16 protein-coding genes are annotated in these 15,676 nt (G+C 40.6%); 5 read left to right on the top strand and 11 right to left on the bottom strand.

Translation table 11 applies throughout. The annotated features are described in order from the left end of the window. The first annotated feature begins 309 nt into the window (after window positions 1-309). The 5 genes from ACFQ3S_RS03055 (at window position 310) to ACFQ3S_RS03035 (ending at window position 3,256) form a co-directional block, all read left to right on the top strand. Window positions 310-717, top strand: a complete 408-nt coding sequence (locus ACFQ3S_RS03055) for a hypothetical protein (protein ID WP_377161115.1) — start codon at window positions 310-312, stop codon at window positions 715-717. Between the two features lie 22 nt (window positions 718-739). Further along, on the top strand, window positions 740-1,405 hold the full coding sequence (locus tag ACFQ3S_RS03050) for a hypothetical protein (protein ID WP_377161113.1): 666 nt from the start codon (window positions 740-742) through the stop codon (window positions 1,403-1,405). After that, complete coding sequence (locus ACFQ3S_RS03045; protein ID WP_377161111.1) at window positions 1,366-2,196, top strand: sensor histidine kinase; 831 nt, start codon at window positions 1,366-1,368, stop codon at window positions 2,194-2,196. Before ACFQ3S_RS03050 ends, ACFQ3S_RS03045 begins: the two co-directional genes overlap by 40 nt. Further along, window positions 2,162-2,803 carry a response regulator gene (locus ACFQ3S_RS03040; protein ID WP_377161109.1) on the top strand — a complete coding sequence of 214 codons (642 nt, stop codon included), beginning with the start codon at window positions 2,162-2,164 and terminating at the stop codon, window positions 2,801-2,803. The genes ACFQ3S_RS03045 and ACFQ3S_RS03040 overlap by 35 nt, the downstream gene beginning before the upstream one ends. 63 nt (window positions 2,804-2,866) lie before the next feature. Continuing rightward, entirely contained in the window at window positions 2,867-3,256 is a 390-nt protein-coding gene (locus ACFQ3S_RS03035) for a hypothetical protein (RefSeq protein ID WP_377161107.1), read from the top strand. On the opposite strand, the gene ACFQ3S_RS03030 is transcribed toward ACFQ3S_RS03035, so the two are convergent. The 11 genes from ACFQ3S_RS03030 to ACFQ3S_RS02980 form a co-directional block, all read right to left on the bottom strand. Continuing rightward, window positions 3,253-3,828 carry a DUF4199 family protein gene (locus tag ACFQ3S_RS03030; protein WP_377161105.1) on the bottom strand — a complete coding sequence of 192 codons (576 nt, stop codon included), beginning with the start codon at window positions 3,826-3,828 and terminating at the stop codon, window positions 3,253-3,255. The two genes, ACFQ3S_RS03035 and ACFQ3S_RS03030, sit on opposite strands and share 4 nt — an antisense overlap. A gap of 14 nt (window positions 3,829-3,842) precedes the next feature. Continuing rightward, window positions 3,843-4,517, bottom strand: a complete 675-nt coding sequence (locus ACFQ3S_RS03025) for a hypothetical protein (RefSeq protein ID WP_377161103.1) — start codon at window positions 4,515-4,517, stop codon at window positions 3,843-3,845. A 13-nt stretch (window positions 4,518-4,530) separates the two neighbouring features. Then, window positions 4,531-5,784, bottom strand: a complete 1,254-nt coding sequence (locus ACFQ3S_RS03020) for a dihydroorotase (RefSeq protein WP_377161101.1) — start codon at window positions 5,782-5,784, stop codon at window positions 4,531-4,533. 31 nt (window positions 5,785-5,815) lie between these two features. After that, window positions 5,816-7,879: a BatA domain-containing protein gene (locus ACFQ3S_RS03015; protein ID WP_377161099.1), complete on the bottom strand. Its 2,064-nt coding sequence runs from the start codon at window positions 7,877-7,879 to the stop codon at window positions 5,816-5,818. Window positions 7,880-7,941: 62 nt separating this feature from the next. Beyond that, window positions 7,942-9,942: a tetratricopeptide repeat-containing sensor histidine kinase gene (locus ACFQ3S_RS03010; protein WP_377161097.1), complete on the bottom strand. Its 2,001-nt coding sequence runs from the start codon at window positions 9,940-9,942 to the stop codon at window positions 7,942-7,944. Between the two features lie 517 nt (window positions 9,943-10,459). Further along, window positions 10,460-10,846 carry a VOC family protein gene (locus tag ACFQ3S_RS03005; protein WP_377161095.1) on the bottom strand — a complete coding sequence of 129 codons (387 nt, stop codon included), beginning with the start codon at window positions 10,844-10,846 and terminating at the stop codon, window positions 10,460-10,462. Window positions 10,847-10,856: 10 nt separating this feature from the next. Then, window positions 10,857-11,276, bottom strand: a complete 420-nt coding sequence (locus tag ACFQ3S_RS03000) for a hypothetical protein (RefSeq protein ID WP_377161093.1) — start codon at window positions 11,274-11,276, stop codon at window positions 10,857-10,859. Between the two features lie 7 nt (window positions 11,277-11,283). Then, complete coding sequence (locus tag ACFQ3S_RS02995; RefSeq protein WP_377161091.1) at window positions 11,284-11,637, bottom strand: YciI family protein; 354 nt, start codon at window positions 11,635-11,637, stop codon at window positions 11,284-11,286. 78 nt (window positions 11,638-11,715) lie between these two features. Continuing rightward, complete coding sequence (locus tag ACFQ3S_RS02990) at window positions 11,716-12,285, bottom strand: Crp/Fnr family transcriptional regulator (protein ID WP_377161089.1); 570 nt, start codon at window positions 12,283-12,285, stop codon at window positions 11,716-11,718. Window positions 12,286-12,333: 48 nt separating this feature from the next. Further along, window positions 12,334-13,143: a hypothetical protein gene (locus ACFQ3S_RS02985; protein WP_377161087.1), complete on the bottom strand. Its 810-nt coding sequence runs from the start codon at window positions 13,141-13,143 to the stop codon at window positions 12,334-12,336. Window positions 13,144-13,231: 88 nt separating this feature from the next. Then, complete coding sequence (locus ACFQ3S_RS02980; RefSeq protein ID WP_377161085.1) at window positions 13,232-15,544, bottom strand: family 20 glycosylhydrolase; 2,313 nt, start codon at window positions 15,542-15,544, stop codon at window positions 13,232-13,234. Window positions 15,545-15,676: the final 132 nt, after the last annotated feature.

Here is a 15,676-nt window from a genome sequence, read left to right as displayed (position 1 = left end):
ATATTTTAAGTTAATAAACAAAATTTTATATCACGGGTTTGAAACCATAATTCAGTTAATTTTAACAAAAAGCCCTTCATCGCGAAGGGCTTTTTCGATTTTAAAAACTAACTATTACTCCAAACAAAAAACAGCTTTAATACTGGCATGTGTTGTTACATGCTAAAACTTGGGCTTAATGATATAAATGCTAAATTGAGCTAATTTGTGTGCTGATGCTACAGCGGTTTAACCTGATAAATACCGTGAAAACACGGGGCGGCAACCTGGTTGAAGACAATTATATTTACCAGAAATAATATACTTCACATGAAATTAGACAAACCTATCCGCCGTAAAGAAGCAAAAGCTATCCGAAACAATTACCTCAAAAACAATAAGGGAAAAACGCAACAGGTTTATTTTGAATACCAGTTGCTGATGGATTATTTAACGAGCCTTACTGCCGATCCCAGATTGAAGGATCCATCTAAAATGGGAATCAAAATATATTTTGGTGAGTATAACGCCGAATTTCCGGGTGCTAACATGAAAGATCGTATTACGGTAATGCTGGTTCCAACCATTAAAGTAGGCAATGTAAACCAGGATGTGCTTGATGACACTAAAGACACCGATCAATACTTGTTAAATGTGCTTGAAGCTTATAACCATGGCAGCTTGTGTCCTCCGTTTGACTCTGCTGACGGAACATACTGTGAAGGTTCTGAATTATAAGATTAAATATGTTTTTTAGTTAATGGAATTATCATTGTTTCATTATGCAGAAATGCTGGCCTTTATGGCCAGCATTATCTGTTATAAAAGTATTATAAAAAAACCGTATTGGGTGTTACTGCCCTACATGTTGATGATAGTAGCTGCAGAAATTATAGGTAAGCAACTTGCAGATAAACAGCTTTATAAAGACAACGTGCATCTTTTTAATATTACTACGGTGATAGAATTTGTTGTGTTTTTTTTCTTATTCTACAAAAACGTAAACGGCAGTTACCGCAAAGAGATTACAAAGTTTGCTATACCTGTTTATATGGTTGCTGCTGTAATAAATCAGTTGTTTATTCAAGGTTTTGATAAATTTCACACCAATACCATGCTTTTGGGTACTGTATTAATCATCATATTTGTGTTTTTTTACTTTTACGAAGCATTTAGCAAAATGGAACCTGTAAATTTACTAAAGGAGCCTATGTTTTGGATTGCTACAGGTTTATTTCTATTTTACCTTGGCGATTTTACCATCAACTTAATGCATCCTTACTTTGTTAAAAACCACCTGCAAAAGCGATGGACTCATATATTTCGTATAATTAACCATAACCTTATTATATTTGAATACTTATGTATTAGCATAGCCATTATTGTATGCAGCAAGAACCGTTCAGCTTTGAAGCTGCAATCATAGCTATAACTATATTGTTTTTAGTACTGGGCGCATTTATTATTATGATTATGCTAGTGTACCGTAAAAGACGTAACCTGCATATTATCGAAAAACTAAACCTTCAAGCTAATTTTAAACAGGAACTGCTTAAAGCACAACTGGAAATACAAGAGCAAACGCTCACTTATGTGGGGCGCGAGATACATGATAATATAGGTCAGGTATTGTCTTTTGTAAAACTTAACCTAAACCCAGTTGGCGGTAACCACCAGTTATTACAGCAAAAAATGATTGATAGCCGCGCACTGGTTGCTCAAGCTATCAACGATTTGCGAGACCTTTCGAAAAGCCTCAGTTTTCAGCATTTTGCACACCTGGGCCTGGTTAAGGCTATACAAATAGAAACCGAAAGGATAAATAAAAGTGGCTTATTACTTTTAATTTTAAATGTGAAAGGCGAACCCTATACCCTGGGCGAACAAAAGGAACTGGTATTGTTCCGAATTTTCCAGGAATCGTTAAATAATGCGTTAAAACATGCAGAAGCGCGTAATTTCATAATCGATTTGCAGTTTCACACAGAAAGCTTTACCTTAACCCTCGCTGATGATGGACGTGGCTTTTTGGTTGCCAAAAGGTTAAATGAAGGAGGTGGATCGGGACTTAAAAATATGGAAAGCAGGGCAGCCTTAATTGGTGCTACAGCAACCATTAATAGTTCGGTGGGTAATGGTTGTTCTATCAGCATTATACTTGACCACCTTGCACCAAAAACAAATGCTAACCCAAGCTACCCAAATCGTATTGGTTGATGACCATCGCTTGTTCAGAAGCGGTATGGCTGCTTTAATAAACAGTTTACCCGGCTATAAAATTATATATGAAGCCAGCAACGGCATTGAACTAAGCCGGAAGCTAACATCTAAAACTAAACCACACATTCTTTTACTGGATATTAATATGCCCCAAATGAATGGAGTGGATACCGCCCATTGGCTTAAAACTAATTATCCTGAAGTAAAAATAATTGTACTATCCATGTTTGAGGATGCCGATAAGGTATTGGCTATGCTTAAACTGGGCGTAAAAGGCTATTTACTTAAAGATGCCGAGCCACATGAGTTTGAGCAGGCTCTGCATAAGGTAGCCAATAATGAAGTTTATTTCCCGCAATTTGTAACCAAACACCTGGTGTATAATATTAATAACGCACCCGGAAAAATAAAGCTGAACAGCAGGGAAGTTGAATTTTTAAAGCTGGCCGGCACCGAGCTTACTTACAAAGAGATTGCCGACCAGATGTGCATCAGCGCACGTACGGTTGACGGCTATCGCGACCAGCTATTTGACAAACTGCAAATTAAAAGCAGGGTAGGCCTGGTATTGTATGCCATTAAAAACAAACTGATAGAAGTTTAAACAAACTGCTTAAAATAGCAGCTATGCTTACAATTTGCCAATAAACTTGTTATACCTGTACCCATGAAAAAACGCATAATCACCATTGTATCCTTAGTGGCCTTACTGGCTGTTTTTGGTGTAATTTATTACCGTTACTATTTTGTTTTTGGTGATGGAACCAAAGCTGGTACCATGAACTACTTTGTGCATAAAGGTTATTTGTTTAAAACTTATGAGGGCAGGCTTATACAAACCGGGATACGTACTCCTACGCAAGGTGCCATACAATCGAACGAGTTTATGTTTTCGGTAACCGACCCAAAAGTGGCCGGGCAGTTGAACCGTAGCGCGGGAGCCTTTTTGGAAGTTCACTATAAAGAATATATTCACACCCTGCCGTGGCGCGGAGTAAGTAATTTTGTGGTAGACAGCATTATATCGGTAAAGCAAACTACACCAATGCTACCTTAACTGTTAATAGCTTGGGCAGGCCGTTCTTTTTTAAATAATACACCTAATACAGCCGATACCGCAAAGATTAATATTACAGATACCAATAACGACCGGAAGAAACCGGCTACAGTTACGCTGCTGCCGGCTGCAAAGGTTTTGTTCATATTGTCAACCTCTTCGTTAATTTTAGCAGTTGGTGTTTTCTGAGAGATCATGGCCTGTTTACGGGTTTCCATAAATGCCACATGCGACTTTGTGGCCAGTTGAGGGTTTATCTTATCTGCAAATAAAGCAATACCATTGTTCCAGATAACTGTGGTTATAAACAACATAATAAATATGCCGGTAATAGCCTGTTTTAAATTCCAGTAACGGCCTACCTTATTTCTTAAACCATTAATAAATAGTAGCGTTACAGCAAACAACACGATATAGTAAACCGGATACAATACTATAAAAGTAGCTAAAGGTGATTTGGCCCAGTAAGCAAGGTAGTAGATTTTGAGTACATCTACCAGAAGCATAAAGGCACCAAACAATAATCCCCGAAGCGCACCTTGCTTTCTGACGGCCAAATTTATATTTTCCATGCAGTACAGATCGGTTAGTCCTGGTTAAACGTTTCCAATATGGTAAATACGGCCATATCAAAACTTTTATCTACCGCGTTTTCAGCTACTGTTTGCTTATCATTATCGCGAGGCTTGGTGTTTTGAAAAAAGGTCATTATGGGGTAGAATAAATCTTTCAATTCAGCATCCTCAGCTACCTTTACCGCTATCTTTTTCACCTCTTCGGGTGTGCTTTCTACCAGGATCTGATTGGCTATAATAGGTTCATAAATCTGGTGCTCATCCTGAAATTCATCGTCATCCACCAGTAAAAATTCGGCAAGGTAATCTTCTAACGATGGCTCGATGGCTTCATCGCGGCACTCGTTGAGGTAAAGCAACAAGTTGAGCAACTCGGTACCGCGGTCAATAGTTTCTTCTTCAATATCCGCCCACTCCGGGGTATCCAGATAATCTTCTTCCAGTCTTTCTATATCAGCACTAAAAAAGTTAACCATTAGCAGGTCAAAGAAAACCTCCCGTAAGGATTCGGCTTGCGGATACTCGTCAAATACCTCATCCAGCGCATCCACCTTGTCTAAAAAGTCTTCATCTAAAACAAATACGTCGGTTAACCTGGCAGTTAATTCTTCCACATTTAACGGTGTGTAAGCCGTATAAGCCTGTAATGATGCGCTGATGGCATTTTGTATAGTTGGATCGATCATGGAATTTTTAAGATTAGTTGGTAACTACTTGTTGGTTGTTACAGGTTAACAGTATTTTGCCTTTTAAGTTCTGCCCAATAAAAGGCGAGTTAGAAGATTTTGAACGGTTGTTTTGTTTATCGAATTTCCATTCGGCATCTACATTAAATATAACCAGGTTAGCTATCTGGCCGGCTTCTAATATTGGTGCATCAATGTTTAGTATAGTGCGTGGATTAACCGCTAATTTTTCTACAATAAGTTGTGGCGCTAAACCAACCCGAACCGCTAATGAGAATGCCGTTTGCAAACCTATCATGCCATAGGCCGAGGTTTCAAATTCCATTTCCTTAAACTCAATTTCGTGCGGTGTATGCTGCGATACTATGGCATCTATGGCACCATCTGTTAAGCCTTGCAGCAGGGCATCAACATCGGTTTGGGTACGCAGCGGTGGTTTTACTTTGTAAAGGCTATCAAAGCCTAACAAAGCCTCATCGGTAAGTATGAGGTGGTGCGCGGCCACATCGCAGCTTACTTTTAACCCTTTATGCTTAGCCTCGCGGATCAGCTCTACCGAGCGCCGGGTTGATACGGTGCTGAAATGAATTGGCGAACCGGTGTACTCGGCCAGGTACAGGTCGCGTGCTATCATCAGTTCCTCTGCTAATGAAGGGATTCCTTTCATACCCAGTAATGTGCTTACCACACCTTCATGTACCTTGGCTTTACCTGCTATGGCCACATCTTCGGGGTAGGAGAATATAAGCCCGTTAAACCCTTGTGCGTATAGTAAGGCACGCTCCATTAAGCCGGCATCTTTTACAGGCCTGTTGCCATCGGTAAATGCTATGGCGCCGCTCAGGTACATATCGTACATTTCGGCCAGGTCCTTTCCTTCGCGTTTATGCGATATAGTTCCTAAAGGAAATACATCCACTAAATTACCTTTGGTTTTATTGATGATATATTCTACTTCAGTTTTGGAGTGTACGGCAGGTTCGGTATCGGGCATTAAAGCAAGGCCGGTAAATCCGCCTGCTGCCGCGGCCTGCAAACCGGTGGTCAGGTCTTCCTTCGTTTCCAGTCCCGGTTCGCCTATGTTGCAGTTCAAATCAAAAAAGCCGGGCGAAAGGTAGCTTCCTGTGGCATCTAACAACTCCGCATCAGAATTGATATGAGCATCAATATTCTTCACAACACCGTTTTCCAGCAACACATCGGCAATTTGCCCATGAAACGGGGAACCAGGGTACAATATGGTAGCAGATTTAATGAGCAAGTTCATGTAAAGGACACTGTTTATGCTTACGCTATTATTAATAAGAAACCGGCCGACTTGACTGCAACTTATCTACCCGGTAAAACCGGATGAGCAGTATTTCGGCAGCCACAAAAATCAATGTCAAAATTATACAAAGTTTCCATAATTGCTGTCCAAAATTTGTATCGGCTACGGCCCCTTGTAAACTTCCCTTTCCGGCCTGTAATATATGGCCGTTGTTGGGCAATAATTGTTTTAAACCGGCTTTGTCAAAATACGTCAGGTCCGATTCTATCTTATCGCTGTTAAACGCAATTACAGCTACCAAACTATCCTGCTTTTTGAGCTGGTAGTTACCGGGTTGCTGTACCTGGTCGGCCATATACAGCAGGGTACTCCCCTCTTGCTGGCGTACATCAGGTATCAATATTTGATTGCCGTTGCTGAGCTTCATAATCTGTTTTTCGCTCAATTGCACCGGTGCAGCTTCAATTGCTGTGTTGTTGCCTATGGTGTTAAACAAAGGTTGATAGTGCCCGCTTAGCAGTGCCATACGGTATAAAACCGGCAGCAGCAAAGCATGGCGTGGCAGGTTGCTGAAATCCTCCTGCAAAGGCACGGCCGATACATATATTTTACCTGCACCGCTGCGGTAGCCGCTCCAAAAAGGCTGGTGACCGGGTAGTTCCATCAGGGTTTCGCTGCGTACCTGGCTACCGGCATTGAGCTGGTAATACTTTTGTACCAGGGGCAGATCGGGACTGCGCGGCACATCCTCAAAAACTGATTTAAATAATGCATTTTGCAAGTTTAAAGAACTTACCCGCGTAGCTCCGGTAACCAATTTTTCGGGATATGCTGCTCCGGCAGGTTGCAAAAGCGAACGGTAACTTAGCATATCTGCTTCATGGGCAGGAAAAACGGCCAGCGTACCGCCTTTGGCTACATAAGTTTTCAACTGTTGTGCCAGCCCGGTTGATAGGGTTTTAATATCGCTCAATACAATAAGCGGATACGTAGCTAAGCCTCCATAATTAACGTTACCCGCGTTGGTGGTAACAGGTTCAAAAAACGCATCGGCGCTAAAAGCGGCCTGCAAATATTTGTTAGGCTGGCCGCCATTAACCAGCAGTATGGGCATTTTTGCCTTTACATTAAAAGTAAAATAGAACTGATTATCAAATATCACCGGGTTATCCTGCAACTGTATTTGACCCTCTTGCCAGCCCGCCTGCAAACCCGAAAAGGTTAAGGTATCTTGCCTGGTTGCCCGTGCCTTAATATTGAAACTACCTAACGCCTTTTGCCTGCCGTTTATCGTTAATTTAAGCGGAACACCTTTGGCATCTTCTCCTGCGTAATTGTGCAGCTTAACAACCAGCTTTTCGGTTTCGCCGGGGCGGTGTACCGCGCTGATCAACCATACCGAATCTACCGCCACATTGGGTAATACGTTGGCTTGCAACTGTACTAAACTTATATTAAAACCCGTATCTGTTTTTAAGGTTACAATGCCTGTAGCTTGTTTCTGAAAATCGGATATGATATAGGAAAACTGCTTATTGCCCGGCTGGGCGGCCTGTAATAAGCTTTGCTGCCTGGCTGTTATTTGTTGCAGCGTGCGGCTTTGCGCACTAATCTTCACTGCATCTACCGCGTCGTTAAACTCCTGCCGGTTAAGCAGCCGCTGATGCTTACCTTCAAAGTTGTGCGTAAGCAGCTGAAAACGGTCGTTCAGCGAATAAGCCGAAGCTATTTCCTTGGCACGGCGTTTAGCTTCATTTAACAAACTACCCTCCGTGCTGAGGGTTTGCATAGAATATGAATTATCCACAAAAATACTCACCATTTGCTGACTAACCGGTTTAATAGTATTTCTATCAGCAATATATGGCCGGGCAAATGCCAATACCAGGAAAGTAAATGCCAGTAACCTACTGGCTAATATTAAAAGCTCGCGTAAGTTACGCCTTGATGACTGCTGCTCTTTAACTTCTTTTAAAAACTGTACATTGCTAAAATACACTTTTTGATACCGCCTGAAATTGAATAAGTGTATGAGCACCGGGATAGCCAGTGTTAGCAGGGCGAATAAAAAGGCGGGGTATATAAAATGCATTAAATTTAGGATGCACTATATTTGATGTGCTGGTAACAAATATAACCCAATATGGCGTTAAGTTACAAACCCACTACCGGTAATATGGCAGTTGAAGCCGGAAAAGTAATACTAAATGCACTACCTTTTCCTAATGTACTATTGATTTGTAGTTTTCCATCCTGTTTTTTAATCAGATCGCGAATGAGCATTAACCCAAAACCGCTGCCTTCTTCGTTTTGTGTACCTTTAGTGGTGTAGTAGTTTTCGCTATTGATGCGTTCCATTACCTCTTTACTCATACCTATACCGCTATCTTCCAGGGTTATGCAGGTTTCTGTCTCATTTGTTGTGGCATATATTTCTATACAGCCTTTAACCGGTGTAAACTTTATAGCATTGTTAAGCAGGTTTCTGATCACAATACGTAGTGTCTCTGTTTCGGTGAGCCATTGCAAATCTTTAGGCAGGTTATTATTTACCTCAATATCCTTATCACTAATAGGTATTTTTTGCTCTTCAATTATACTGCTTACAACCTGGTGTAAATTTACAGCTACTAATTCGGTAGGAGTTTTACTTACCTGCCCTTTTATCCAATACAATAAGTTATCGGTTAAACCCATTACCCTGGTATATTGCGCTTCTAACTGGCCGAACAGATCTTTAGATTCATCTTCGGAGAGCAGGTCCATATTAACTAAATGAATTAAGCTTTGTGTATTGGCTAACGGCTTACGCAAATCATGCGTTATAATTGAAAGCAATTTGTTTTTTAGTTCATTATCGTCTTCCAGCTTTTGGTTCTGGCTAATAACCTCACCGTTGAGTTTATCGAGCAAATCAATATTCTGCTCAATTTGCTTGTTCTTTAATTTCAGTTCGGCCGAATATCGCCTGGCTTTTTTATAATTGTAACTAAGCGTAAAAACAATTATTACAAAAACAAGTAAAAAACCGGTATAAAGTATAATAAGCGTACGTTGCTGTTCGGTTTTTTTACGCACGTTAATGATATTCTGCTGCATTTTAAACTGTTGTTCTTCCTGCATGCGTAAGGCATCTATAAACTCGTTCGATTCCTTTCTTTCCCGCTCATTAATAGTATTATCTATAAAAATAAGTTCATCCTGCCATTCAATAACCGCATCTTTATTAACCGATTCCTTACTGATATACAAAAGTAATTGGACAGCTGTTTTTACTAACTCCAGAGCGGCTACACTGTCTGCTTTGTTATAAGCCAGTTTTGCATAAGGCAATGCTTTGTCGTACTGTTTCAAATTTACATAAATCCGGCTTAGCTCAATGTAAGATAATGCCTTGCCGTATGTATAGTTATTTAAGATGTCAATTTTTAACGCTTTGTGCAAAAAGTAAATGGCCGAGTCGGGTTTACGCAGCTTTTTATATAATAATGCCCTGTTATAAAAACTCTTTTTTTCTCCATACGTATATTTAGCTTTCCTGCTTAACTGGTATGCATCATCATAGTATCGTTTAGCTTCTTCGTAATTTTTCTGATCGGTTTTTAGTAATCCTAAACGCAACTGAATATTTACCACATCAACCGGCTTGTTTAACGACTCAAAGATTTTGAGCGTATGGTATAAAAGTTTTTCAGTTTCATTGAGCCCTCCGTTTGTACGTTTTATAGCACTTATATATTGCTCGGCACGGGCAACATTATAAATATCTTTATTTTGTTTGCTCAATTGCATGGAACGATAGTACAGTTCTAACGCACGTTTAGAGTAACCGCGTTGACTAAGCACTTCAGCCTGGTTAAGGTAAGCTACGGCCAACCCTTTGGTATAATGATATTCAGTGGCCAGCAATTCGGCCTGGGTAAGCAAAATAAAAGCCTTACCGGCATCTAACCTAATTAAAGGATAGGCTTTGTTGTTTAAAGAATCAACACGTGCAATAATATTGGGATGATGCGTTGGTGAATTTTGTGCCTGGCTGATATTAGGTATTAAAATAAAAACGAAAAAAAGCAGGTGTGTAGCAAGATCTTTGCTAAATATTGGAAAGCATAAAACCTTCTTGATATATAATTTTATAATGTTATTAGGTAACAATTATCGGGATTTACTAATTAAAGCATACTGAATTGAATGCTAAACTTAGTTATGTATGGCAAATAAAGCATTCTATTATTAATTTGTTTTTAATGTTAACAATTATATAAATTATTAACATTAAAAATAACAATAATTAATAATAAAAATATAAATATATAATAATCTTTTTATTGTGATAAACCTGATTTGTAATACTGACTAAAACACTTGATTAATATTTTAGCCGACATATTAAATAAACCTGATTACACTATTTTAAAAGATAATAACAGTTATTTACATAATAGTATATTGAATGCAAAATTGGAGGTTTAAACCTATATGATAGTGATAATTGCCAGACACTTTTTGAGGAAAGATTAAAAAAAACTGTGAATATTATATTAACAGCTTTATTTAGGTAACTTCTATCTTATATTAAAGTTTAAAAAGGCAGAACATATATTGAAGTGAACCCCAAAAGTTAGACAAAAACTTTTGGGGTCACACCAATTAAATGCTGCCTTTTTAATTTTTACTCGCCCGAATGCAGGCCTACCGCATTGCCCTCGGTATCCATGAAAAAAGCCATATAACCTGTTTCGGGGTTAATGTGGGTTTTGGGCATAGTTACTTTTCCACCCGCATTTTCTATCCTATCCAACACTAATTGAAGGTTAGGGTTGCCGTTGAGGTAAATAACCGCTCCTGTTGTACCAGGTATATGTTGCGGGCTTTGCACCAGCGCACCTCCTGTTTTAGGACTTTGCGATGGAAACATTATCATTTGCATACCCATCATTTCAAATTGCTGCATTTGTATGTCAAACACACTTTCATAAAAAGCTTTGGCTCTTGCAGCATCGGTAACCGGTATTTCGAACCAGTTTAACGCGTTGGTTGTTTTGCTTAATTTTTCCATTTTTTAAGTTTTATTGTATAATCCTTTTATCTTTAGCTACATACCGGGCAAAACCCAGTAAAGCTCCTGTCACCATCAGGTTGCGAAAAAAATTCACCATTTCCAGTTCCTTTTCACGTTCTACAGAACCCGTCATGCCCTGCATATTTAACTCATGCCCCATAGCCCTGGGCAAGTGTACCATTAATGCCATTAAAATTACGTAAAATGCTATTAAAACATAGGCCAGTTTGTCGTATTTACCAATTAATGCACTAACCATAAATGCCAGGATACAAACGGCTGTAAAATAATTAAAGAAATAAGGGAACGGAATATAATCGGGCACGAAAGCCGCGCCCACATCGGGCTTGCCCAGGTGCAGGCCAATATACATTATAAATGAAAGCGGGAACAACCAGCGGCCTGTATTCAATATCTTGTCTGTCATGGCTATATTAATTTATTGGAAATGAAATTAACGGCCTAATTTCCACACTGCTGTGCAAATACTTGAGTATCGGGCATGTTTTGCTCCAGGCTTCAGCTTCCTGCAGGCTATCGGCCTTGCATATCAAATAACCGGAAATTAAAACGCTGTTTTCCTCTTTGTAAGGATGGGCAGTGGTGCCTTCGTTACTGATAAATGCACCCTCATACTCAATAGGAGCTGTTGATACCAGTTTACCTTGCATGGCTATGTTGCCTATCCAGGCTTGCCACTTCGGCATATCCTCAGCCATATCCTGCGTGGTTGATAAATAGGCGCCCGGGCCACTTGCATTACGGAATAATAAAAGGTACTCGTTCATAATTATACGTGTTTAAATTGTTCAACAGATCAAAAATCTTCAATTTAAAACCGTACGGTGTTGACAAATGTCAACATTTTAAAGTTTACCCTTTAACCGGCTAAAAGTTTCTTTAGAGATACCTAAATAAGACGCAATGAGCTTACTGGACAAGCGCGTCATGAGTTTTGGCCGGTAATCCATCAGCCATTTGATTCGGTTAAGCGCGTTTAACGCCACAAAAGTATTAATACGATAAACCGAGTTAGCATAAGAAGCTTCCAAAATTTGCCTGTAGACCTTATCAAACTGGGGCACTGTTTCCATCATAGTTTGAAAGCTTTGCCGGTTAATGGCAAAAATATCACACGGCTCTACCGCCCTTATATTTTCGGTAGCGGGTATCTGCTGGCCAAAGCTGATCAAATCAGAACACCAGTTATCTTCTATAACAATATCTCGGGTAGTTTCATTAGCATCCGGGTTTTCCACGTACACTTGCAGGCAGCCGCGTGCTATAAAATACACATAACGGCAAACTTGGCCCTGCTTAACCAATTGCTGATTACGGCTGGCTTTCAAATACTTAAAATGACTTAGTACTTCCTCAAGTTGGTTGGTATCATCACCTATACGATCAACAATATGCTGCCGGAGTATATCTATCATCTGCGTATGAAATATATTTTTATTTATACGATTACAAATTACCAGGTATTAACGGCTACGGCGCCTACGTTTTTTACTCACTTGCTTTTTACGTAACGAACGGCTTTTGTTTGCTGATGTTTTAACAGTAGACTTTTTACGCACACCCGTGCTACCAGAGTTTGACCCACTTTGTGAACTGGATGGGTTACTTTCAACCGCTACAGGCGCAATGCTGTTTTCCCTAACAGTGGCCGTATCGGTACTGATTTGATTAGCCGATATATTGTTACCACGCAAGCTATACCTGATCGAACGCTTATCAATAGGTTTTGTAGCCAAAGAGTCGGTTTCATCGTACACGTTAAACTCGCGCATGAGGTTGCCGTCTTTTACAAAAAAGTTATCGTTACCGCGGTACCCTTTTTTTTGCGAGCGGGTAAGCCTCGGAAAATCAAGTTCGCGGGCCTTATCGTTATTGTATTCAAACGCATAAATCTTGGCGGCATTGGTACTATCGGTAGCCTGGGTATGTATAAATATCTCGGGGTTGCCGTCGGTGTCCATATCGGCGTTCAAAACTTCTTTAATACTACCTTCCAGGTCACCGGTTGTGGTAGTGTATTTCATGGTTGCCGAATCGGACCGCAAAATCTCGAAAGCACCAACCGTTTGCGAGCCCCTGCCCCAAGCCAGTACATCATAATACTGACCCGGCGCAACTTCAATAGTTTTATGGAAACGGAAAGGTATCATTATTTGAGGTGCAGCTGTGGCCATTGGTGCGGTAGCCTCAGTTTTTTTTGCCGGGCTACTACAGCTTGCCACAATGGCCATGCTGCCCAGCAACAGGTATAAATAATGCTTTATATCTATCATCAATAGTAGTTATTGGGTTGTTAAGTTATTGAAAATCTTTGTTTTTCGTCTCTGTACGTTGTACTCCCGACTCTATAGTCTTTCCTACTTAATTCACCATATTCTCTGCCGAAAACTCACCTTTGGGTTTGCCCGGCATTGTTAAGTACACACGCAAAGTACTAAATGCGCCTCCTTCAAAATATTTGAGGGTAAATTTATGCTGACCTTTTTGCAGCAACACCTCACCCGCCTGTTCATACAGGCTGTGCTTGCCATCGTTATTAACCACCAATTGGTCGTCTATATAAATTACAGAACCATCATCGCTTTGGGTAGAAAAGATGTATTTACCATCGGCATCTACGGTAAAACAACCTTCGTAGGTAATGCCGAAGGTACGGTTGGCTTTTTTATAAGCAGCCGTATTAAATGTACGTACCACACCTGTGTCAAGCACACGGGCACCATCTAATTCGCCTGTATTAGAAAACAAACCGGCAACCAATTCATACTTAACCCCAGGGTTTGTACCATTGTAGGTAATGGCCGGCAAGGGAGTGCGGTTAAAAACCTTAGTGGTGGTTATTAAGCTACGCTTCCCGGTAGGTGTTATTACAATGGTTTTAAACTCCAGGTATTGATCTGCCGGAATATTAAAGCTTAAAGGACGTGTGTACTCCAAATCCTTTTCGCTGGGCGTGTAACCATCAATAGTATAATATATTTTAGCTCCTGTAACCGGTGTTCTTAAATTGGCGGTAAGCTGTGCCGCAGAATACGACGTATCTTTTGCGCCAATAGCCACCGGTACACGGTAGTTAAACTTGTTGGCATCCAGCCAGGCCAGGTGTTTGGGGAGGCGGGTTTCGGCAAAGTCGGTATAGTTTTTATTGGCTAAAGGCGTCCATGCCACTTCCGAAAGTGCCATCATGCGGGGTAAAAGCATATACTCGGCTTTGGCTTCGGTGGCAATATACTCTGTCCACATGTTGGCCTGTACGCCCAATATATATTTTTGCTGGGCAGCAGTTAATGCCGCCGGTGTTGGGTTATAAATATATGTTTTTACAAGCGGTGTAAAACCACCTATGCCTAACGGTTCCAGATCTGACCGGGCCTGGGCATGGTCTAAATATAAACCACTACTGCTTGGGGTCATGATAACATTATGGTTTTGCCTGGCTGCCGCTATACCACCGGCCTCGCCACGCCAGCTCATTACAGTGGCATTGGGTGCCAGTCCGCCTTCCAGTATCTCATCCCAACCAATAATGCTGCGCCCTTTGCTGTTCACAAACTTTTCCATACGTTGTATGAAATAGCTTTGCAGGCCGTGTTCATCTTTAAGCTTCAGTTTTTTAATGATAGCCTGTGCCTCTGCCGATGATTTCCAAACCACTTTGGGTGCCTCATCGCCGCCAATGTGTATGTATTTACTGGGGAAAAGATTTATTACCTCACTTAAAACATCCTGCAAAAAGGTAAACGTTTTTTCGGTAGGGCAAAATATATTGTTGAATACACCCCAGGTACCCGATACTTTGTATTGCATGTTCACATCGCAGCTTAGCTCGGGGTAAGCGGCCAGTGCAGCCATAGCATGCCCGGGCATTTCAATTTCGGGTATAATGGTAATATATTTGCTGGCGGCGTATTGTATAACTTCCCTGATCTGGTCTTGGGTGTAAAAACCGCCGTAAGGTGTACCGTCAAATTGCTGGGGCATGCGGTCGTGGTAGTTACCTATCAAAGTTTCGGCACGCTGGCTACCCACTTGAGTTAACTTAGGGTATTTCTTGATCTCGATGCGCCAGCCCTGGTCATCGGTTAAATGCCAGTGAAAGGTATTGAGCTTGTAAGCTGCCATCAAATCAAGATAACGTTTAACAAATTCAACCGAAAAAAAGTGGCGGCTTACATCCAGGTGCATACCACGGTAACCAAAACGCGGATAATCTTCTATACGTGCACAAGGTAATTTAGCAGTAGCAGCGCGCTCTAAAGGCATTAATTGTATTAAAGTTTGCATACCATAAAATAAGCCCGCTCCTTTACCAGCAATAGTGATTTGGTTGGGAGCTATAGTTAAACGATAACCTTCGGCAGGCAGGTTTTCGGTGCCGGTTGAGGTAACAACTATAGCATTTGCAACAGGTGTGCCAGTATAAGTTTGCAACTTGTTTTTGAGCATATACTTGTTTTGCAGGTACGCAGTTAAAAACTGAACAGCTTGATTATTAACAGTATCGGCCTGTATGGTTGTTTCCTGACTTAATGTAAAGGTGCCAGCCTGCTTTTGTACCGATACCGGTGCCGGTATAATGCCCAAATTAGGGTCGGCAACTGGTACTTGCGCAAGTGCTGCATGGGTAGTAATAGTAACGGCTAAAAGTAACAGGGAACAATATTTAAGAGGCATACTTAACATAATCAGTTTAAAAATAACAGATGGTGAAGTTAGCAGATTTTGAGGGATACCGGTTAATGAAATTGTAAAAAATGTAGTTGAATACTGTTTTAAAACGACCCTTGTTAATATAATACTTGATAC

Source organism: Mucilaginibacter terrae, assembly GCF_042679325.1.
Lineage (GTDB): Bacteria > Bacteroidota > Bacteroidia > Sphingobacteriales > Sphingobacteriaceae > Mucilaginibacter > Mucilaginibacter terrae.
This window is presented reverse-complemented; position numbering and strand designations above follow the sequence as displayed.